This window comes from Pseudoduganella sp. jia 9 (genome assembly GCF_055502615.1).
In genome coordinates, this window is sequence record NZ_JBUPWE010000028.1 from 17756 (window position 1) to 39385 (window position 21630).

Sequence of the window (21630 nt, forward strand, 5' to 3'; positions counted from 1 at the left end):
CTGTGAACATGTCGGCCTACTCGCTCACGTCGTCACCGGTACCTGAAAACAGCACGCCGCTTCCTTTGACGGTGGCGAAGCGGCGGCCCGGGCCGGCTCGTACAAGGCTGATCGATATTGTTCCTGATGCTCCCGCCGCTTGATACGTGGACTTTTTCGCGTTGAAGCTTTCCCCGTACCTGAGCCACTTGTCGCCGTAGCGGATGTAAGTACCTTTTGGCGCGGTGTACATCGCTCCCGGACCTGTATAGCGGACATCGGCGGTATTGACCGTTATCTCTCCGCGGTAAACGGACGAGGCTTTCGGTATGATCGGCAGCGTAATGTAGGAGGGATGTGCTGCAGTACGCAGCACCCGGATCGACGGCGGCCTGTTGTGGTCCTGCCCGGGCGGCGCCTGAAAAGCCGGGCCACCCGCATTGACGATTGCTAGCCGGATTCGATGCCCCTGCCTGAACACATAGGAAGTCGGCAGGATATCGAATACCAGCTGAGACGGTTGGTCTGGCTGCAGTGGTTCGTCCTCTCCCTGGCGTTGCGGATGGTAAGGCAGGCCGGTATCGCCCCACGGCGCCGTCTCGACCTTGCGGCGTGACGCCCTGATTTTGCCTTCGGTGACATAAGTCGATCTGCCGTCAGGCGCGACGTCCTCGAGGATCGCGAAGAAATCTTCATCGCTGCCGGTCGACGTCACCCACATGTTGACGATGGGATGCCCGGTCACCTCGACGTCCGACGTCAGTGGCGCCATGGTGTAGGTCAGGCCTTTCTCGTCCGTCGAGGCACGCATGTCGCCGTCCCAATGTCGATCCAGGGTGCTGAATTTCCCATCGAACAGCGACGCCGAGTAGTCCGGGACATAGGTATCCGCTGCGGTTCCCGTTGGCGCGGACTTGCTCAGCAGTCCATCGTTGAAAGACCTGACGGTACCTGTCTTGCCTTGCGCGAAGTAGAAGCGGGTGGGCTGGGCATTGACAAGCGGCCATTGCGCAGCCCGGCGCCATTCTTTCCCGCTGGGTGCATTGATCGTGTAATAGGCGACTGGAGGCTCGCTATCGAATCCGTTCGCCTTGCCCTTAAGTGTGTAGTCGTACCATTTCATATACAACGCCGCACGGTCGAGGTCGGAATTACCGAACGATGCATCCGGCCCTTTCGTTCCGCCGTGTTTCCATGGTCCGATAATGACCCGGCCACCCCACAGTTGCCACGCCAGCAAGGCGCCCGCAGGGGAAGCGTCGAACCAACCGCCGACGTTGAGGATCTGGACGCCCGAGGATTTCACGGCCTCGCTATGCATTGCCGCGCTGTCGGCCATGCCCGGCTGGTACTGCAGATACGGGTGGACACTGTCCCGGTACATGTTGGCCCAGTACTGCCCGAGGAACTTGGCATTGCACCGGTGTTCCATACCGGCCGCGGTGGCCAGTGGAAACGCCGGTCCCCGGTCCTCATCCACCGGCAGCCCAGAAGTGGATGGCTGGTCGCAGCTGCCATCGTATGGTGGTCGCTTCACCAACGCGAAACTTGAAACGCCGTTGGGCGAAATCATCGAATCGAAAAACGCCGGCGAGGCGCATTCAGGGGCAATGGCAACCAGGTGTGCTGGGGCGTCGGTCGCCAACGTGTACTGGTGTGCACCCTGGTTCGAACATCCGGTCGAGCCAACCTTGCCGGTCGACCAGGGCTGAACCGCAGCCCACTCGACAACCGCCTTGCCATCCATCCGATCGTCATGCGTGACAAATCCCTTCTGTACGCCAAACGAGGCACCGCTGCCGCGACGATCTTGTGCAACCCAGACGTAACCTCCTGCGGTGAACTGTTTAACGAGATCCGCCGATTGCGTCCTGTCCTGCGTCCGCGATTGGGTAAAAATCACTGGCAGCGGTTCGCTGGCGACGATGCCATTGCGGGTTGGCCGGTATACGTCGACGGCAATCTTCGTACCGTCGGCGCTGGTGATGTATTGGGAGCTGCGCACGTACCCGTCATAAGGTCGCGTTATGCTCGCGGTGTCGGGGGCCGCCGGGGTATCTGCCCAGGCAGCGATGAAGCTGCAGGAACAGAACACGCTGGCAATCGAGGCCGCGATGCGCAGAAGTGGGATGCGGTGCAAGTCTATCCTTGCGGCGCTGCGCGCACGCCGCAGCGAGGGGCAAGCACGGGTTTTCAAAGACCGGTTCCTCGTGAAATGCATGTTTACCTCATTCACTCATTGGGCGTTGCACCGCAGGCGTGCGCGCGACTGCGCCGCCTGCAGTGCCTGAGATGTGACTGCGCTGGCGTGCCGATTACCACGCTTTGGTGACGGTCATCGCGACGGTCCGGCCCATCGCGCTGGCTTTGGATGGATCGTACCCGTTGTTGAGGTCCACGACAGGCGGTTCCCTGTCGGCCAGGTTCCTCACATTGAGTGCGATCCGGATACCATCCTGGAATCCGCCGCCGTCAAAGCGATACGCCACATCCGCATCGACGGTGGTATGAGACCGTACCTTTGGCAAAAGGAGCGACAGGTTGTTGCGATAGGCACCAGTGTAATTAGCCGTCAGCTGGGTAGACCAGCCCTCTCGAGTCCAGGCAGTGCTGACGCGACCAGCATTACGGGCCGGATAGGCAATGACATTGTTCCGGCTAATGAAATCCCTGCCGTTGGCGGCTTCGTCGAATGTCCTGTAATGCGTAAGGTTGCCACGCAGCGTGATGTTACCGATGGCAGTTCGCCATATATTGCTGGCCTGCAGGTCGAGGCCGTTGACCTTGACCGACGCCAGATTGCGTCTTCGCGCATCAATGATGGCAACGTCCGTGTAATTGATCGCGCCAGGCGTCGCGAACGGTGAACTCTCGATCAGGGCTCTCAGCTGGCTGTAGTTTGCGGCGCCGGGATAGGCAACATTGGCGGCATAGGTGACGGGATCGGCCAGGTACTGTACCGAGTAGCCGAAGCCGTCCACGATCTGGTTGTCATACGCCAGATCGAAATATGTCACGCCGATTTTCAGGTCGCGCAGTGATGCTGGTGACCAATCGATTCCTAGCGACCTGGTGCTCGCCTCCTCTGGCCCGATATCAGGATTGCCGCCCGCGAGTCGTACCACAGGCACCAGGCCGCGGCCAGGGACGGAGAGGCTGGATTGATAGATCCCGGCTCCCGAACTCTTCGGATCGGCTTCCGTCAACGATGGAGCACGGAACGACGTGCCGTAGGAGGCGTGCACCATCACATCATCGATGGGAGTCCAGGTTACGCCGACCTTCGGATTACTGGTGGTGCCGACGTCGCTGTACTCTTCCCAGCGCCCGGCCACCGACAGGTCAAGTCTCCGTACGCCGGGAAAACTGTTGTTGGCGCTGACCACCGGTACATACAGCTCGCTATACACGGCCTTGATAGTCCGCGACGATTTACCGACCGAGGTGACATCGGCAGCGCTGATGCGGCTGTTGTTGTTGTTCAAATTGGAGGCCTCGAGCGAATCTCGGCGTATTTCCCCGCCGAACGCAATGCGTGCTTCACCGGCGGGAGTATCAAACAATGGCCCGTCTATGCCGGCCGATACCGTCTGGAGTTTGGTGCGGCCAGCAATGACTGCGTGCCCGGTCGGCAGCCGCCGCAGTACCTCGTCGCTATTGGCGTCAGGTCCGCCGAACACGTTGAGCGCAGTTTCTGGATTCGAACTGGCAATCGCCTGTGCGACAGCAAAGGCGCTCAGCGCCGCCTGATTGTTTTCCTTGTCCTTGCCTTCGCCGGTCGACGCCGCAAGCTTGTAGCGAAAATTGCCGATATCACCCTCCAATCCGGCGAGAACCTGGTACAGCTCGCTGGTCTGGCCGGCGACGTTTGCGCCCAACCGATCCTGCAGTGAATAGTTGACGACGATGCTGGCAGGGTTTGCCAGCGCGTCGGCTGGGTAGAATGCGTTGGTTTTCGGGACAGCATAGTTCGTCAAGGTGTAGATGGCCCTGCTGGCACGGGAATCCCGGTCGTAATACAAGCCCTGGACGTAGACCTTGGCTGTTGCCGAGATTTTTTGCTCGGCATAGCCGAACACGCTTTTGCGTGTCGACTCGGGAACCAACGTGTCGAACTGGTTTACGTTGCAGCGATTCGACGAACCTGGTGCCAGGCTCGACAGCAGTACACCCTGCCCGATACCGGCAGGTAGAGCATACGACGTTCCGCTGAGCGAAGCAGTGCCTGGAGCACACGCGTTGGAGCGTCCGTCCGCACCACCGAAGCGGCGGCGATCCGGCGTGACGAAGTCGCGATCGGTGACAGACAGCCGATCGTTATGGGAAAAATCAAAGGATAGAATGCCGGAACCACCCTGCCAGGCAGTGCCGAGGATTCCGCCAACCTGGTGGTCTCTATAGCCATCGGCGAGACCGACCCGGGCCATCATCTCCGCCCCCTTGAACCGTTTCCGCGGAATCAGGTTGATGACGCCCGCGACCGCATCGGAGCCGTAGACGGCTGAAGCGCCGTCGGCGATGACTTCGACGCGCTGGAGCGTCAGCGGCGGAAGGAACGAGGGATCGGCGATATTGCCCATCGTGCCCGTAGGCGGCATCCGTTGGCCGTCGAGCAGCGTGAGGGTGGCCTGGGGGCCGACGCCGCGGAGGTTGGGGGCGGTCGAACGCGTGATATTCGCCGGCGCTGCGGGCCCCAGGGAACCTTCTGCGTTGAATCCCAGCGAAGTGATCTGCGGGACTTCCTTCAGGAGCTCGGCCGTGGTTACTGCGCCCGACCTTTTGATATCCTCGACGCCTACCTGAATCAGGCTTGAGCCGACCGGCGCGACGCCGCGAATCCGGCTGCCGGTCACCACGACTTTTGCGGTGTCCGCTTCGGGCGCAGCGTCGACTCGCGGTGCAGGTAGCGTTTCCTGCGCCTGAACTGTGACGAGCGTCGATGCCATCAGCATGGCGACCGACCAGGCATGATGGCGTGCATTGAAGGGCGGCCTGGATGTGCCTTGGGGCGTTTCCAACATGATTATCTCCATATAGTTTTTAGGTTGACAGCGACCATGTCTGGAAAGCCGCGTCGGTCTGTTTCTGTCGATCTGTGCGGGCGCCTGCACGAATCGAGGATCGGTCGGTGTGCCCGGCGCTGGCTGCTTGCGAAAGAGCGGCGTGCCGGGCTCCTTCAATCCAGGCCGGCGGTGAACGAATTCGCGTACGCTAGCAATTTAAGTATAAATAATAATACTTATAAAATATATATAAAAGGTCGTGTTGGCCCCTTTCAGTGGATATGCTTCGTTGAACATTTGTTGATGGCTTCGAGCCGTGCCTTGTTCAGTGCGCGCGGCCCCGGCGTGTCGTTGGAAAGCAACCGTGAGCCCGTCCCGAACGGGTCAGCTAATCCTGTGAAACTCGGCAGAATCACATCGCGCCGAGTTCGGTCATTTCAGGACGGATCGCGGAATCGCCAGGCACGCCTGACCTGTAGTGGCTTACTGACGGGCACCCTGCATGGGTGCAACAGGCTGGACTTTTTGACCGAGGCGCGGGCCGATGGAAAGGACCACGACCGCGACCGCCAGTAGTCCCGCGCCGAACAATTCGGCGCTTGTCGGGTAGGGCAAGTTGAAAAATATTGCCAGGACGTAGGCGGCAATCACGCCGGCAAGGATCGATCCGGCCCTCTCCAATGGCACGCAGTAGGTGTTCTCGTGCTTGTCGAGGAGAATCAGGGCGGAGACGACGGTGATGGCAAACAATGCGATTGACTGCATCACCAGCAGCCACAACGCATCGGACGACCAGACCTTCACAAATCCTGAATGCAATTGGTCTCCTTGTGGTCCCGGCACAAAAACGGCAATCAACATCAATGCGATGATGGAGAGCGGCACCGAGACGATTTTTTCCTCGGCGAAGTAACGCTGCGTTGCGTTTTCATCGCCATTTTTCGCTATCTTCGTCATCACGGCCAGGCGGATGAAATAGCCTACGGTGTACACCCCAATGATGAAGATCAGCATCGGTGGCAAATGGAACCCATCCCTGGCGCTGACGTTGACCGCGAGGCCGATCAACACCAGCACGAACGCCACCCATGAATACCATCGCACCCTGCGGCCCGCGCACAGATCGACGATCGGTGCAATGATGAGAACATCGCCGCGCATCAGCAATTGAACGAACGGAATGCTGACGCCGATGAAAGTGTAGGAGAGCGGAACGGAGACCAGCAACATGGCTGCGCCAATGCCGGCAACGAAGGTCATCCTGGACGCTCCAGGCAAACCGCCCAAGGCTCTGATGCGGTTGGCGTTGCGCCACCAGCCGGAGCGCCAGACAAACGCCAGGACGAGTACGCCACTGAGCATTAACGCCGCTGGCAGCGTCTCAAGACCAGTGAGAGGGCGGCTCACAGCTCCGGCTGTTGGACTGGTCATCAGTTTCGTCACCACTGCATAGGGCGCGTAAGCGAGAAAGTAAATCAACAGCAGGAGTTCGATCGGAAAACGTTTCATGCGGCGCTCCCGGATCGGGTTGCTTTCAGAGCGTGGTGTTCAGGGGTGGCCATCAGGCGGGCAATAGACGTGGCTGAATGGGTACAAGGCCAGAACATCCCAACGGCCGACCTGTGCCGCTGCCTGTCGCATTGTGCCAACCAAATCTGGGATGCCCAGGAATTTTGCGCCTGCAGGCCGGCCTTGCGGCGCGCAAGGGCATCGGCTTCGATGCGTGCAGGGACTTGGCAATCCGCAGCGCTGTTTGTTTTGTCTCCGTTGTTCATTACTTTCCTCTGCTTGTTTGAAGAATCGGCAAAGTATCCGCCGCACTTGAATGGCAGCTTCGCATTTGCTTACGGTTCCAGTGCTGGCGTAAGGATGCAACCGGTTTCATCTGCTTTTAAAAAGGCTAACGTCGTTTTTCCAGCTCAACCAAAGGCAACCGGTACGCTCAGTGGGCCAATTTCCGGCATGCGTGCAGTGAGAATGGGGCCGTGTACTGAAAAATGCGTGGTGTGACGCAGTAGGGCTTCGAGGGCAACGGACAGCTGCAGTCGGGCCAGGCCCGCCCCCGGACAGCTGTGCGGGCCCCTGCCGAACGCAAGCGAGTCCTTCATGTTGGGCCGATCGAGTTGAAACGTTTCCGCGTTCTCGAACACTGACGAGTCCCGGTTTGCGGACGCATAAACCAGAGCAATCGGCTCGCCCTCAGGAATGGTGACGCCATGGAGCGTGACGTCGCAGGTCGCGGTTCGGGCGAACCCGCGATAAGGCGTATAGAGGCGCAGGAACTCTTCGATCGATGGCGCCATCAACGCGGGATCGTTGCGTAGCCTGTCCTGCAGCGCAGGATCATTAGCCAGGTGGACTACCAGGGAGCCGAAGACAATCTGCGGGGCGATGATACCAACGACCAGCACCTGGCGAATGGTGCCAAGAATCATTTCATCGTTCAGCGGGGAGCCGTCGACGCGCACCGCCAGCAGGGCTGACGTGACGTCGGCGAGCGGGTCGAGCGGATCGGCCTTGCGGCTGGCCAGAAGATTTCGTGCGATCTCATACAATAGTGCGCTGTTATCCTTGGTCGCTTCCATGTCGTACCTTTCCACGGCACGCGCATATTTGTGGGCAACCTCCGCCAGCCATCCGGCATCTTCCAACGGCATGTTCATCCATTCGGCGAAGACCCGTATCGGCAGGATCGAAGCATACTCGGCGCAGATATCGCCACCGCCCTTGGCAAGCATCGGTTCAAGCAATTGATCACACATCCGTTCCATGAAGGGGCGCAGTTTTTCAACCCGTTTCCCGGTCAGTAGCGGAGTAATGGCGCGGCGATACGGCGTATGGTCGGGTGGGTCAAGATGCAAGGGCGGACGGCGTCCCGTTGCGGCTACCTTGGGAACCACGTTTTGAACTGTTGTCGTGTATGTGACGTAATCGGCGGCCGCTGCGGCGACGTCCGCGTGTCGGGTCAATGCCCAAAAACCACCGAGCTCATCGGTATGGGCAACAGGGCAACGGGAGCGGAGATCGCGGTACAATTCGTACGGCGTCTCTATGTTTTCGGGTTGGGAGGGGTCAAAGTCGTTCATGAAATTTAGAATACATCGGAGTGCAACCGGTTGCAACGCAATTTCATGTTGTTGCTGTTTCGCCAAAGGTCTGATTTGAACTCATCTATTCCAAGTGCAAAATTACGCGACGTGGCGCGACGCTCCGGTGTATCGGCGTCGACAGTATCGCGTTTCCTGAACAAGCCGTCGGTCGTGGCCGAGGAGACAGCGATGCGGATACAGGCCGCAATTGCCGAGCTCGGCTACATACCGAACCTGCTGGCTGGGAGCTTTGCGACCCAGAAAAGCGATCTGGTCGCGGTCGAGATCCCAACCCTGACCAATTCCGTATTCAGCGAGACAATCGAGTCGATGACCAGTGAGTTGGCCAAGGCTGGCGTCGTGGTGATGCTGGGGCTCACGGGCTTCGATCCTGGCCAGACGCGTAAGGTCGTGATCGCTGCGTTGAGCCGTCGGGCGGATGCCATCATACTGACCAGCGAGATCGACGATGATCTGCGCGATCTGCTGCGCCGTGCCGACATTACAGTGATCGAGATCTGGGACCTGCCAGACGAAGCGATCGACATCGCCGTCGGATTTTCGCACAAGGCAGTCGGTGAAGAAGTTGCCCGTTTCGCCGATATGCGCGGTTATGGCCGCCCGCATCTCGTCACCAGCGAGAGTTCCCGCGCCCGGCAGCGACGCCAAGGTTTTCTTGACGTCTGGAAAGGACTGGGGCACCAGCCGCCCTCGGAAGAGAGCTTGCAGGCGCCCCTGCGCTTCGGCCAGGCACGCGGCGCCTTCGCGCGCATGAGAAGATTAAGCGTGCAACCGGATGTCATCGTCTGCGGATCCGATCTGCTTGCTCAAGGGATTATCGTGGAGGCACACGCGGCAGGCATGAAGGTCCCCGATGACATTGCCGTCATCGGCTTCGGTAATGCTGCGGTGGCGGGCGAGATGCGCCCGACGATCACATCGATCGACATTGATGGGAAGCGTATCGCTTTGGAAGCAATTTCTCTCTTGCGGCAGCGCGCCGCAGGTAACCTTCCGCGTGAGCACACAATCAATGTAGGGTTTCGTCTGATTGCGCGCGAAAGTGCCTAGAGGTGTTTCTGCGCGATAGACAATCAAGAAGTGACTTCAAACGTCCCGGATCGGCTGGCGAACGTACTGCGGCAGTTTGATAACGGGATCATTGCTCCTGCTTCAGAAAGATCTTTTGAAGTAATTTCAACAGTTGGCTGAGTTCCTCGCCGGACAGCATCGAAGTGGCCTCCGCTTCCAGTTCGCTAACGGTCTTTTCGGCGCGAGCGCAGAGGCGAGATCCTTGGGAAGTCAGCACAAGCGTCTGCGAGCGCTTGTCCAGCGGATTCCGCTGACGCAAGAGCAGCCCCCGTTCCTCCAGCCGGTCCAGCAGGCTCGCCATGTTCGGCGGCGCAACGTTGACCGCTTGGGACAAGCGTTTCTGGGTGATATTCGGATTCGCGTTAACCAGGCTCAGTACTGAAAAATCAACCGCCCGCAGATCATATTTCGCCATGCGCGAGTCAAAATCCGGAATGATGCTCAGGTAAGCACGGCGGCAGTTGTAGCCGACGAGGCTCAACAGGAGATCCTGGTTCAACGGCTGAATGGCGCAGTCCTGTATCGCTGCGGCTAGCTTGGTGTCTTTCAGTTTGGATGCCATACGCAAATTTGCTGAGTAAAGCGAATCATTATATTTCAAATGTAATGGTCATGTTGGCGTCGTCATGCTGGCAAACCGGCCCAACTGATGGCTGGTCGGAAGCTATTTCACGCAAAGCCACAGTCCCCTGTCTTCGTGCATCGTGATGCTGCCAGACGCTTGGCGCACCTCTATTGCTGGGCAGTGTGGCGGTACGCGCGCAGTCATCGTACCGGTACCCCGCCAGGCGTGCAGAGGATATCGCCAGGTGTCATCCGCACCGCATTTCTCAAGCCGGACGCAGCAGGCAGAAGTCGTCGTACCAGGCTGCTTCCGACATCGCGGCATTGCACCCCGCAAGCCACATCGCGCAGGATATTGCACCGTTGTTCCTGTCGCCCTGGCACCTGGAAATCGGTCGGCACGCGCTCCACATCCCTCAACACCGCCCCGGCAAACGCCCGCAGCTAGAAGTTCAGGCTGACAGAAATCGTGCACGTCGCCGCGAAACCGCTTGAATTTGTCGTAATGTGGTTATAAAGTAAAAGCATTACAAAACATAATTAAAAATGGCTTTGCTTTGCATAACCTGAAGACGCGCGGATAGCGCGTCTATCGGCCGATCCGCGTGCCGTGGCTTTTGTCGCAACTGGAGTATTCGATGGCAACCTCGCCAAGCCTGTGCTGACGCTGAACGGCTTGGGCGATGCCATTTCCGCGCCTGCCTTCCAGTTCTTCTACGAAGAGGCGGTGCACCGGACAGGGAAAGGCTCGATGCTGCGCCAGGTCTACACGGACAGCGCCGGTCATTGTGGTTTTATCGCTGCGGAAACCGTGGCCAGCGGGCACACGCTGGTGCATCGCGTCGACACGGGCCGATGGCCTGAGACGACGGCTGCAGCAATGCAGCGTGCCGTGGAGAAGACAAAGCTGGCTAACGCCCGGTCTGTCGATTACTTGCCGCCACGCTTTCTGCGCAGCTACGACAGCTGTCAGTTGCAACGCGACCTGCAACATGCGAATACCGAGCCGGTACGGCTGCCGGGACAGGCACTACCGGTTTGCATGCCGCCCAAGGCAAACGACATTGCTAATGTTCCCGTACGAACTGGCACAACTACCGCACCGGAAATACAACGGTGACAGATGGAGCATGCGATCAAAGATCACATCGTCGTGAAATGCTGGAGACTGCCATGTTGATGCGGCGCTTACCTCATGGTGTATATGTCCCCGTCTCCGAGGTACCAAAGGAAACCCGACAGCGTGTGATCGAGGCTTTCGTAACGCTATGTGCTGCGAGGGGCTATGCGGCTACGTCCGTCCGTACTGTAGCCGATGTGGCCGGGATCAGCGTCAGTACTGTATATTATCATTTCGGTACTAAGGCTGGCCTTCTTGACGCCGCGAAAGATGCTTGCAGAGTTCCCTGTGATTCCGCAGCGTCGTTGCCACCCAACTAGATGTGCGCCCGCTGCCAACTTACGTGGTCGAATTCGACTGTGTGAAAAGGGTGCTTCTACTGCCATGAGTTTTATCGCCACTGTCCGGTCCAATGAAACCGGTCAGACGATGCCTCGAAGTCAATCCGGCTGGATTAACCGAAGCTGGCGCTCCGCAGCGATTTTGTTGAAAGCGGCATGCGTTCGGGCGAAATCGATCTCGCGCTCGGCTATGTTCCCGGCCTGTCCAGCGACTGCCAGTCACAGACACTGTTCCACGACGAGTATGTGTGCATGCTCCGTTCCGGACACCCGGAAGGCAAGCGGGCATTGACCCGCGAAGCGCTGGGGCGCTTGCGCTATGTGGTCACCGACAGCGGCGCGACTGGGCATGGCCTGACCGAGAAATGGCTGGGCCAGCTGGAGATCCAGCGCAATGTCGTGCTCAAGCTGCCGCACTTTATCGCCGCGCCGGAGATCGTGCGCAGCACTGACCTGGCCTTGATGTTCCCGCGCAGCATAGCGGAGCGTTTCAACCGGGGGCGTGCCTACCGCCTGCTGCCGCTGCCCTTCGACTTGCCTCCGATCGAGGTCAAGCTGCATGTGCATCAGCGGTTCGCCGCGGATGCCGGCATCGCATGGCTGCGCACGGCGATCGCGGAAATGTTCGGTGCAACGCGTGCCGCGGGACCGGCGTAGTCGCCCCTGCGATGCATTCTTCGCCTGACATGGCGAATGCGCGGGCGCTTCGCGGCGGCCCGGCGCAAGGCGTCAGTCATTTCAGTTGAACCACTACGCGGCGGATAAGGAAACTTGCTGCCGTTTGACCAGGAGCTCGCGTGAGCGACGACTACTATTTTTATCAACCGGCGCAAGGGCACGGCCTGCCGCACGATCCCTTCAACGCCATCATCGGTCCGCGTCCCATCGGCTGGATATCGAGCCGCAGCGCGGAAGGGGTACTGAACCTGGCGCCCTACAGTTTCTTCAATGCGTTCAATTACGTGCCGCCCATCATCGGCTTTTCCAGCCAGGGCCGGAAATATACGCTGCGCAACATCGAGGCGACCGGCGAATTCGTGTGGAACCTGGCGACGCGCCCGTTGGCCGAAGCCATGAACATCACGTGCGCCCCGGCGCCTCCGGAAGTGGACGAGTTCGCACTGGCCGGCCTGACGCCCACTGCTTCGAGCGTGATCGCAACGCCGCGCGTGTCGGAATCGCCTGTTGCCTTCGAATGCCGCGCCACGCAGATCATTCCCCTGCAATCGGCCGCCGGTGCCGAGACGGGCAACTGGCTGGTCCTGGGTGAAGTAATTGGCGTACACATCGCACGGCACCTGCTGAAGGAGGGCATCTACGACACTGCCGGCGCCCGCCCGATCCTGCGCGGAGGCGGGCCGGCGGACTATTTCGAGATCACGCCTGAACAGTTATTCCACATGCGCCGACCGGAGTATCCGCCCGGCCGGTAGCAATATCGGGCGGCTTTCGTCCGATCGGCGATCTCTCCGTGAGGTCAGGAGGTGAGTCGGTAGCAGCCAGCAGAGCAGTCCGCAGGACGGTTCTAACATGAACGATCTGCCGGGCTGGCTGATGCTGTCTCGGGTTATCGGTAATCGGCTAATCGCTATCTGGCAAGGCATTGACAGGCAGCTCAACAAGACTAGGCAAAACTACCGGGACGATTTGTAAAGCGGCACGTTCGCTTGCGGTAACGGCCATGCACGGTACCGGCCGTGGATGTTCGGCAGTTCCTCAGGCCGGCGGTCCGCCGGCCATTCCCTGCGCTTCACATCTCCCGGCTTCGTGGTCCAGGCCTCGCATTCCCGGTTGCCGCGTCATGCGTTTCGCCATCCGCGAATGCCCGCGCGTCTCGCCACCCGCACCCCGAACGACCCGCCCTGCGTCCGAACGCCCATCGGCGGCGTATTTCGACTGAACGCGGCCTGCCCGTCCCGTGGCAGGGCAAACCCCCGTGGCTCCGCGCCACGCGCCCGGTTGTCCGGCTGCCCATTCTTTCGGAGATTTCATGCGTTACTTCAGTTTTGCGCCGGCCGTCCTGGCCGTCGTCACACTTGCCGCCTGCGGCGGCGACCGCTCGCGCGAAGGCGAGGACACAGCCACGCCTGCCTACACGCGGCAGATCACGTTCGGCGACAGCCTGTCGGACGTCGGCTCGTATGCGGTCGGCGCGATCAGCCAGGCCGGCGGAGGCAAATTCACCATCAATGGCGGCAATGCGGCGAAAGATCCCGCGCTGACCGGCCAGATATGGGTGGAAGTGCTGGCAGGGACATTGGGAGGCGCCGCGCCGTGCGCGGCGCAGACCGGACTGCAAGGCCGCGCCGACCAGGGACTGTCTGTGCCGGTGCAGGATCGCGCCGGCTGCTTCAACTACGCGATGGGCGGTGCCCGTGTGACGAATCCCACCGGTCCCGGCAACGCGGCGACCGGTTCGCCGCTGGGCGCGCTGACGATTCCTGTCACAACCCAGGTCGACAATCATCTGGCCAGGAGCGGCGGCAAATTCGAGGCCGGCGATATCGTCTTCGTCATGGCCGGCGGGAATGACGCGCTGACCCTGCTGCGGGGCATACGCGCGTCGGCAACCGCTGCCGCCGACAAGGCCGGCGCCGCCGAGGGCGCCCGCGTGGCGGCGCGCACCTTTGCAGGCACGCTTGCCAGCCTGCTCGGTGCCGGCGCGGCCGATTCGGCGGATGCCACGCAGCGCATCGCTGCCGCGATCGACGCAGCGGCGCGCACCGGCGCCAGCGATGAAGGCATCGTCAGTGCGGCGGTGTCGACCGCCGCTGCGCAACCCGGCAATGCAGCCGTGGCGTCATCACGCGTATTCCAGCCACTGGTGGCGAAAGCGCGTGTGACGGCGAAGGCAGCGGGCGATGCCAGCGGAATGGCAGCGGGCCGCAAAGCGGCGAGCGACGTCATCGCCACCAATGCGGACGTGGTGATCGGACAGATGGCCGCCGCCGGCACCGAGCTGGCGGCCATCGTCAGCGACCGGATCGTGGGCCGCGGCGCCACCCGTGTCGTCGTCAACAACCTGCCGGACCTCGCCATGTCTCCGGGCGTCGTGCCACTGGATGAGCCGGTACGGCAGCTCGTCGAGGCGATGGTCGATGCGTTCAACGAAACGCTGGCAACCCGGGTGGCCGGCAACGCCAGCGTTCTGTACGTGGACTTGCGTGCGCTGAGCCGCGAACACGTGCTGAACCCGGCGCGGCACGGCCTGACCAACACGTCCACCCCCGCATGCGGGACCAACCCGCTCGATGGCAGTTCGCTCGTGTGCACCGCCGACAACCTTGTCGCGCAGGATGTCGCACGCTACATGTTCGCCGACGAAGTGCACCCCACGCCGTTCGAGCACGCGCTGATCGCCCGCCATGTTGCCGAGCGGCTGGCGCAGCGCGGCTGGATCGGGCGGGAACGGCTGGCGGCAAAACAGGACGCGGCCGGCGCATCCAACCGTGGAAGCCCGTCGTACATAGTGCAGACGCCGATCAGGCACTGATCGTCACAGACATTACTCAGAAAAAGGCTCTCGAATGGCAAACACGGAACCGATTTTCAGGATCAACTCCGAAGTTTTCGATAATTCCGCAATGGTCCAGGCCATGCGCGCATGGCACCAGAACGAAGGAACCGCGCGCCCCGTCGGCGTAAGCGGCACAGGAAAGGCCTGGAGAATCCCCTATGGTACGAAATACAAGCCCAGGAACGGCTTCATACAAGTCGAGCGCGAGAATTTCAAGGTCACCGGTGCGACCGCGGGCGGCCCTGACCAGGCGGTGAAATTCTGGCCGGAGGACAAATACAACCATCAATGGCCGCGCCTCCTGACTCCCAAAGTGATCGAGAAAGCGCTGAACTGCCCGAATCTCTATGCCGACGGGAATGAACAGCATCGCAGCGTCGTCATCCTTCTCTTCAGCGAGTGCGCGCGCTCGGTGTACGTGCAGAAGTTCGTCAAGGCGGTCCTGGAGAGTACGGCGTTCACCGAACTGGACTGGCTGCGTGTCCAGAAGATGACAAAGGAGTATGGCACTGCCGTGACATGGGCCAAGCGCCAGATTGCCCCCGGGCCTGCATGGCAGGAGCTGACTGCGGGCGAACACATGGCCGCCTTCGCCGGGCCCCAGGGAAATGGGACAGGGCACGCCGATTACGCCAGGCTACTGTGCAAGATCGATGGTACGCCTTATTAGTACAGCGGCATCTCCCGAGGGGTAACAATGAGAAACGTGGACAAGATCCTGATCATCCAGTTCATGGACAAGACAGGTGCAAACGGTGACCAGTCGATCGATGACGGCACCGCCGCCTTGCGGAAGCGGTTGAAGGGCGATGGATGGGTGGTCGACACCCTGACCTATCTGTGCGCGCGAGGGAACGCCTACCACGACTACATGCCGGTTGGAATAAGCAGCCAGATGGTCCTGCCCAGCGAATTGATGCCGGCATCCGCGCTGCGGGAATTCAGGACGAGACTGACGGCCCTTACCGATCAGTCGGAACTTATCCTGCGTGGCCACGGCAACAGCAGCCTGGCGACCGTCTGCGGCATCGGGGGCATGGCAATGGCGAATTTCCTGGTCGGCATGGGATTCGCCAGTAACTGCAAGGTCAACATTACTTCCTGCCAGGCTGGCAGGGGGATGGCGCATGTGCATTCCGACGCCACCGCGATCAATGCCACGGCCCTCAGCGAACAGTCGTTTGCCCGCGACCTGATTCATCGGCTGTGCCAGCACGGCCTGCGCAACCAGGTCCACGCCCGGGTCCAGAACGTGATCGTCGACAGCGAGGGAAAAAAGACCACGCGCCGGCATGGGTCGAAAGACCCGGGCGACCATGTGCCGAAGCAGGCCAACAGCAAGATCGTCTTCTCCTGCGACGCCAGAGGGTTTGCATCCAGCCGCTATTCCAGCGACATCGACGTGTGATACGAACAAGTGGCCACCCACCGCACGATCGTGCATCCAGGCAGTGATCCGCAGCGTAGGTAGACAGGTCCGGCATCGGCACCACGCAACGAGCGCGGTGCCGATGCCATGTCGGCACTCCACTCAATCACCAGGACCATGCATACTCACACCCCCGAAAACCAGCGCCTGGTCGATCTGCTCGGCCGCGTCGCGCTGAAGGACCAGGCGGCCTTCCGGCAGCTCTACGACCTGACCAGCGCCCACCTGTTCGGCGTCGCCCTGCGCTTCCTGCGCAGCCGCGCAGCGGCCGAGGAAACCCTGCAGGATGCCTATATCAATGTCTGGCAGCAGGCCGGCACCTATGCCGCCGGCCTGTCCACGCCGATGACGTGGCTGATGAGCATTGTGCGCAACAAGGCGCTCGACCGGCTGCGCAAGGCCAGGACCGAAACGGAACTCACCGAACCGCTCGAGGCCGGTCTCGACGGACCGGAGGACGCCGAGGCGGACCACGCCGCCCATGCCGATCCGCACGAACTGTTCGCGGCCGCCACCGAGACGGTTGCCGTCAACCGCTGCATGGCGCAGCTCGAACCGGCACAACGCCAGTCGCTGGCGCTGGCCTTCTACAACGGCCTGTCGCACTCCGAACTGGCGGCGCACCTGCGCGTCCCCCTGGGGACGGCGAAGGCGTGGGTGCGCCGCGGACTGGACCGGCTCAGGAAATGCCTGGAAGCGGATTGCCAGGCCCTGGCCGGGAGATCGCGATGAACTACGAGCGCCCGGAGCTGCTCGAAAAACTGGCGGGCGCCTACGTGCTGGGCACAATGGCCGGCCGCGCGCGGCGCCGTTTCGCCCACCTGCATGCGAACTCGGCCCGCGTGCAGCGCGCGGTGGCCGATTGGAACAACCGACTCGATCCTCTGTTCAGCACCATCGCACCGGTGGCCCCACCAGCTGCCGTGTGGACACGGATCGCCGCGAGCCTGCGCGCCCCGGCCGCGGCCGATACAGCCGCGCGCCCGTTCTGGCGCGGTTGGCAGCGCCGCTGGCTGAACCCGGCGCTTGGCTTTGCATTCGGCGGCCTGGTTGCCGTCACCTTCGTGTCCAGTAATGCCCACATGTTCGGCATGCACCACATGTCGGCCGCGCTGCCGGCCAGCTATGTCGGCATCCTGTCCGACGACGTCGGCACGCCGATCGTGACGGTCGGGTCGCACCGCCACGGCGAAACGATGACGATACGCTTGCGTGAGCCGCTGGCGGTTCCGCCCGGCCGGGTGGCGCGCCTGTGGGCACTGCCGGCCCGGGGCGCGCCGATGGCGATCGCCAACGTGCCCGCCGCCGGCATGCGCACGGTTACGCTGGGCGCGCCGGCGGAACAGGTGTTCGCCATGGTACCGCGCCTTGCCGTGAGCTTCGAGACGGACCCCGCGGCCGCGGTACCGGCCAGCCCATTCGTGCTGACGGGGCCATGCGTGAAGTTCTGGTAGGCCGCCTGGCCATGCGCACCGGCGCCGCCAGCGAGGCGGGCGCGGTACGCCAGCGCAACGAAGACCGTTTCGTCATCGATGCCGCGCTGCGCCTGGCGGCGGTGGCCGACGGCATGGGCGGCCATGCCGAAGGGGAGTTCGCCAGCACCGGCACGCTGGCCGAACTGGTGCGCCACCTGGCCGGCAACGCAGCGGAAGCGACTCGGTCGGCGCCGGGTGCCGATGCCGATGCCACCGACATCGATCCGCGCTGGCATCGCCTGGTCGTGCTCCGCCAGGCCGTCGAGGCCGCGAATACGGCGCTGTACCAGGCGAACCGTGCGCGCGGCCATGCGGAGGGCCATGGCATGGGCAGCACGCTTACCGGCCTGCAGTTCCAGCCCGGGCTCGACGCCATCGTTTCCTTCCATGTCGGTGACAGTCGCCTGTACCGCTGCCGCGACGGCGTGCTGACACAGCTGACGCGCGACCAGACCGCGTACCAGCTGGCGCTGGAGTCGGGCGCCCCGGGTACGCTGCCGCCGGCCAATCTGCTGCTGCAGGCGATCGGCCCGGCGCCCGGCGTGGTCCCCGAGCTGGCCTTCCACGACGTGCGCGCGGGAGACCTGCTGATGCTGTGCAGCGACGGCCTGCATGGCTGGGTACCGCATGCGCAGATCGCGGCGCTGCTGTGCCGCCGGGCCCCGCTGGATGCAGCGTGCGCGGGCCTGCTCGACCTGGCGCGCCAGTACGCCAGCCGCGACAACGTCACGGCGGTGCTGGTGCGGTTCGACGAGGTGCCGGCAGCCGCAAGAAAAAAAGCCGGCCGTCCGCGTCCAATCGCAGCGCCGTTGCGTAAGTCGTCATGACAAGCGAACAGCGATATGAACGATACCAACCCGACCATCATCGCGGCCCTGGCCGCACCACTCGACGAGGCCCGGCCCTGCGGCGCGAACCTGGAATACGATCCACGGTTCCTGGCGCTGGAGGAAGCCGTCAAAGGCAAGCCCGAGGTGCAATACGGCAGCACGATCACGGTGGCCACCGCGCCGGACTGGAAGGCGATCCGCGAGCAGGCACTGGGCCTGCTGGCGACTAGCCGCGACCTGCGCGTGGCGGTGCACCTGTCGCGTGCGCTGCTGGGGCTCGACGGCATCGCCGGCCTGGCGGCCGGGCTTTCGCTGGTGGCCGCGCTTCTGGCAACACAGTGGGACGACGTGCATCCGCAACTCGACCCCGCTGACGATTTCGACCCCACGCTGCGTATCAACACGCTGGCCGCGCTGGTGCATGCGGATGGCCTGCTGCGCGAGCTGCGCGCCGCGCCGCTGGTTTCGGCGCGTACGGTGGGTACCTTCGCGCTGCAGGACTTCGAGAACGCGGCGAACGGAGAGGGCGCGTCCGCCGCGGCGCCGGTGGTGATCGAAGCCGCCATCGCCGCGGCGGGTCCGGAGACGCTGGCCGCGACGGCGGCGGCGCTGGAATCGGCCGCCGGCAGCGTGCTGGCCATCGACACGGAACTGGCCGCGCGGCTGCCCGCCGGCACCGGCCTCGATACCGCGCCGCTCGCCGGGCTGCTGCGCCGCGCGCTGCAGGCGATCGGCCCCTACCGCGACAGGATCGGCCCTGCCGCGGAGAGCGCGGATGTGCCAGTGCAGGAGGGCGGGTCGGCCGCACCGCCGGCCGTGACGCGCGATGGCGAGATCGCCAGCCGCGCCGATGTCGTGCGCCAGCTCGAACGCGTATGCGGCTGGTATGCGCGCCACGAACCGGCCAGCCCGGTGCCCTTGCTGCTGCAACGGGCCATCGGCCTGGTCGACAAGAATTTCATCGAGCTGCTGCGGGAGCTCGCGCCCGACGGCCTGGGCCAGCTGGCGCAGGTCAGCGGCGTGCGCCCGGCGCCATAGCCGGCACCTCCACCGTATCGGTAGTCAAAGCATCCGGGCCCGCGCTGACGCGGGCGCCCGGTCGAACGTCCACACTTGAATGGAGCTTATCGTGGCCAAGGAAAACAGTCAGAAATTCATTGCGCGAAACCGCGCACCCCGCGTGCAGATCGAATACGACGTCGAAGCCTACGGCGCCGAGAAAACGGTGCAGCTGCCGTTCGTCATGGGCGTGTTCTCCGACCTGTCGGGCAAGCCGGCCGAAGCGCTGCCGCCGGTGGCAGAGCGCAAGTTCCTCGAAATCGATGTCGACAACTTCGACGACCGTTTGAAGGGAATGAAGCCGCGCGTGGTTGCCAGCGTGCCCAACACGCTGACCGGCGAGGGCAACCTGGCGCTCGACCTGACGTTCGAAAGCATGGACGACTTCACGCCTGGCGCGATCGCCCGCAAGGTCGAGCCGCTGCGCAAGCTGCTCGAAGCGCGCAGCCAGCTTGCCAACCTGCTCACCTACATGGACGGCAAGACCGGTGCCGAGGAACTGATCGCACGGCTGCTGCGGGACCCGGCGCTGATGCAGGCCCTGGCCGCCGTGCCGCGTCCGGCCGGCGCCGGCGTGTCGGGGCAAGCCGATTCACAACCACAGGAATGACCGATGAACATGATGCAAGAACAGACCGCGCCGGCGCTCGCCGTGCTGGAATCCGACGACTTCGCCAGCCTGCTGCAGCAGCAGTTCAAGCCCCGCTCCGGCAAGGCGCGCGACGCCGTCGAGGATGCGGTGCGCACGCTGGCCGAGCAGGCGCTGCAGGGGGCGGCGGTCGTCGGCGGTGACGTGCTCGCCACGATCGAAGGACTGATCGGCGAGATCGACAGGAAGCTGACCGCGCAGATCAACCATGTGCTGCATGATCCCGGCTTCCAGGCCGTGGAAAGCGCCTGGCGTGGCCTGCACTACCTCGTCACCAACACCGAGACCGACGAAACGCTGAAGATCCGCGTGCTGAACATCTCGAAACAGGAACTGCACCGCACGCTGCGCAAGTTCAAGGGCGTGGCGTGGGACCAGAGCCCCGTCTTCAAGAAGCTGTACGAGGAAGAATACGGCCAGTTTGGCGGCGAGCCGTACGGCGCGTTCGTGGCTGACTACTACTTCGACAACAGCGCGCCGGATGTGGAATTGCTGACCCAGATGGCGCAGGTGTCGGCGGCCGCACACGCGCCTCTGATCAGCGCCGCCGATCCCGGCGTGATGCTGATGGATTCGTGGCAGGAACTGGCCAACCCGCGCGACCTGGCGAAGCTGTTCCAGACGCCCGAACATGCCGCGTGGCGCTCGTTCCGCGAATCCGAGGATGCGCGCTATGTCGGCCTGGCGATGCCGCGTTTCCTGGCCCGCGCACCATACGGCGCCCGCACCAACCCGGTCGAGGAATTCGACTTCGAGGAAACCACGGGCGCGCCACGCGCCGCCGACTACACGTGGGCCAACGCGGCCTATGCAATGGCCGTCAACATCAACCGCTCGTTCAAGCGCTACGGCTGGTGCTCGCAGATCCGCGGCATCGAATCTGGCGGCGCCGTCGAGAACCTTCCGGTGCACACCTTCCCGACCGACGATGGCGGCGTCGACATGACCTGCCCGACCGAGATCGCCATCAGCGACCGGCGCGAGGCGGAACTGGCCAGGAATGGCTTCATGCCGCTGGTCCACAAGAAGAACAGCGACCTGGCGGCGTTCATCGGCGCCCAGTCGCTGCACAAGCCGGCCGAATACGACGATCCGGATGCCACCGCCAATGCCAACCTGGCGGCGCGGCTGCCGTACCTGTTCGCGACGTGCCGCTTCGCCCACTACCTGAAATGCATCGTCCGCGACAAGATCGGCTCGTTCAAGGAGCGCAGCGACATGGAGACGTGGCTGAACAACTGGATCGGCCGCTATGTCGAACACAACCCGGCCACCGCCACCGATGCCGACAAGGCGCGCAAGCCGCTGGCCGGCGCCGAAGTGCTGGTCGAGGAGGTCGAGGGCAACCCCGGCTACTACGGCGCCAAGTTCTTCCTGCGCCCGCACTACCAGCTCGAAGGGCTCACCGTGTCGCTGCGTCTCGTGTCGAAACTGCCTTCCGCCAAGAGCTGAGCCGCGCGCGGTCCACCAACATTTCCAACCC

Annotated in this window: 18 protein-coding genes and 1 pseudogene; 14 read left to right on the top strand and 5 right to left on the bottom strand. The window is 62.6% G+C overall.

Annotation, left to right across the window (positions count from 1 at the left end; all coding sequences use genetic code 11):
- Window positions 1–16 precede the first annotated feature (16 nt).
- The 4 genes from ACY34H_RS28020 to ACY34H_RS28035 form a co-directional block, all read right to left on the bottom strand.
- Window positions 17–2119, bottom strand: a complete 2103-nt coding sequence (locus tag ACY34H_RS28020) for a CocE/NonD family hydrolase (protein ID WP_464980707.1) — start codon at window positions 2117–2119, stop codon at window positions 17–19.
- Window positions 2120–2294: 175 nt separating this feature from the next.
- Window positions 2295–5000: a TonB-dependent receptor plug domain-containing protein gene (locus ACY34H_RS28025; RefSeq protein ID WP_464980708.1), complete on the bottom strand. Its 2706-nt coding sequence runs from the start codon at window positions 4998–5000 to the stop codon at window positions 2295–2297.
- A gap of 465 nt (window positions 5001–5465) precedes the next feature.
- Window positions 5466–6491, bottom strand: coding sequence for a hypothetical protein (locus tag ACY34H_RS28030; RefSeq protein WP_464980709.1), 1026 nt, complete (start codon window positions 6489–6491; stop codon window positions 5466–5468).
- A 410-nt stretch (window positions 6492–6901) separates the two neighbouring features.
- Window positions 6902–8068: a cytochrome P450 gene (locus tag ACY34H_RS28035; protein WP_464980710.1), complete on the bottom strand. Its 1167-nt coding sequence runs from the start codon at window positions 8066–8068 to the stop codon at window positions 6902–6904.
- Between the two features lie 30 nt (window positions 8069–8098).
- On the opposite strand from ACY34H_RS28035, the gene ACY34H_RS28040 reads away from it, so the two are divergent.
- Window positions 8099–9142 carry a LacI family DNA-binding transcriptional regulator gene (locus ACY34H_RS28040; RefSeq protein WP_464980711.1) on the top strand — a complete coding sequence of 348 codons (1044 nt, stop codon included), beginning with the start codon at window positions 8099–8101 and terminating at the stop codon, window positions 9140–9142.
- Window positions 9143–9230: 88 nt separating this feature from the next.
- On the opposite strand, the gene ACY34H_RS28045 is transcribed toward ACY34H_RS28040, so the two are convergent.
- Window positions 9231–9725 carry a MarR family winged helix-turn-helix transcriptional regulator gene (locus tag ACY34H_RS28045; RefSeq protein WP_464980712.1) on the bottom strand — a complete coding sequence of 165 codons (495 nt, stop codon included), beginning with the start codon at window positions 9723–9725 and terminating at the stop codon, window positions 9231–9233.
- A gap of 612 nt (window positions 9726–10337) precedes the next feature.
- Between ACY34H_RS28045 and ACY34H_RS28050 the strand changes: the two genes are divergently transcribed.
- The 13 genes and pseudogenes from ACY34H_RS28050 to tssC all read left to right on the top strand — a co-directional run bounded on the left by ACY34H_RS28050 (window position 10338) and on the right by tssC (window position 21599).
- Window positions 10338–10847, top strand: coding sequence for a hypothetical protein (locus ACY34H_RS28050; protein WP_464980713.1), 510 nt, complete (start codon window positions 10338–10340; stop codon window positions 10845–10847).
- 59 nt (window positions 10848–10906) lie between these two features.
- The gene (locus tag ACY34H_RS28055; RefSeq protein ID WP_464980745.1) at window positions 10907–11167 is read left to right on the top strand and encodes a TetR/AcrR family transcriptional regulator; all 261 of its coding nucleotides are present in this window, start codon (window positions 10907–10909) and stop codon (window positions 11165–11167) included.
- 165 nt (window positions 11168–11332) lie between these two features.
- Window positions 11333–11845 (top strand): annotated as a pseudogene (locus ACY34H_RS28060) (LysR substrate-binding domain-containing protein); the annotation flags it as partial.
- Between the two features lie 140 nt (window positions 11846–11985).
- The gene (locus tag ACY34H_RS28065) at window positions 11986–12621 is read left to right on the top strand and encodes a flavin reductase family protein (protein ID WP_464980694.1); all 636 of its coding nucleotides are present in this window, start codon (window positions 11986–11988) and stop codon (window positions 12619–12621) included.
- A gap of 557 nt (window positions 12622–13178) precedes the next feature.
- Complete coding sequence (locus tag ACY34H_RS28070; protein WP_464980714.1) at window positions 13179–14681, top strand: SGNH/GDSL hydrolase family protein; 1503 nt, start codon at window positions 13179–13181, stop codon at window positions 14679–14681.
- A 34-nt stretch (window positions 14682–14715) separates the two neighbouring features.
- Window positions 14716–15375 carry a hypothetical protein gene (locus ACY34H_RS28075; protein WP_464980715.1) on the top strand — a complete coding sequence of 220 codons (660 nt, stop codon included), beginning with the start codon at window positions 14716–14718 and terminating at the stop codon, window positions 15373–15375.
- A 36-nt stretch (window positions 15376–15411) separates the two neighbouring features.
- A complete protein-coding gene (locus ACY34H_RS28080; protein WP_464980716.1) occupies window positions 15412–16113 on the top strand; it encodes a C80 family cysteine peptidase in 702 nt (233 codons plus the stop codon).
- 138 nt (window positions 16114–16251) lie between these two features.
- Window positions 16252–16866, top strand: a complete 615-nt coding sequence (locus ACY34H_RS28085; protein WP_464980717.1) for a sigma-70 family RNA polymerase sigma factor — start codon at window positions 16252–16254, stop codon at window positions 16864–16866.
- Window positions 16863–17588, top strand: coding sequence for an anti-sigma factor (locus ACY34H_RS28090; RefSeq protein WP_464980718.1), 726 nt, complete (start codon window positions 16863–16865; stop codon window positions 17586–17588). Before ACY34H_RS28085 ends, ACY34H_RS28090 begins: the two co-directional genes overlap by 4 nt.
- Window positions 17570–18436 (top strand): PP2C family protein-serine/threonine phosphatase, encoded by an 867-nt coding sequence (locus ACY34H_RS28095; RefSeq protein ID WP_464980719.1) that lies wholly within the window; start codon window positions 17570–17572, stop codon window positions 18434–18436. Before ACY34H_RS28090 ends, ACY34H_RS28095 begins: the two co-directional genes overlap by 19 nt.
- Before the next feature lie 15 nt (window positions 18437–18451).
- On the top strand, window positions 18452–19477 hold the full coding sequence (gene tssA, locus ACY34H_RS28100; RefSeq protein WP_464980720.1) for a type VI secretion system protein TssA: 1026 nt from the start codon (window positions 18452–18454) through the stop codon (window positions 19475–19477).
- A gap of 79 nt (window positions 19478–19556) precedes the next feature.
- Window positions 19557–20108 (top strand): type VI secretion system contractile sheath small subunit, encoded by a 552-nt coding sequence (tssB, locus tag ACY34H_RS28105; RefSeq protein ID WP_464980721.1) that lies wholly within the window; start codon window positions 19557–19559, stop codon window positions 20106–20108.
- 3 nt (window positions 20109–20111) lie between these two features.
- Window positions 20112–21599: a type VI secretion system contractile sheath large subunit gene (tssC, locus tag ACY34H_RS28110; RefSeq protein WP_464980722.1), complete on the top strand. Its 1488-nt coding sequence runs from the start codon at window positions 20112–20114 to the stop codon at window positions 21597–21599.
- Window positions 21600–21630 lie beyond the last annotated feature (31 nt).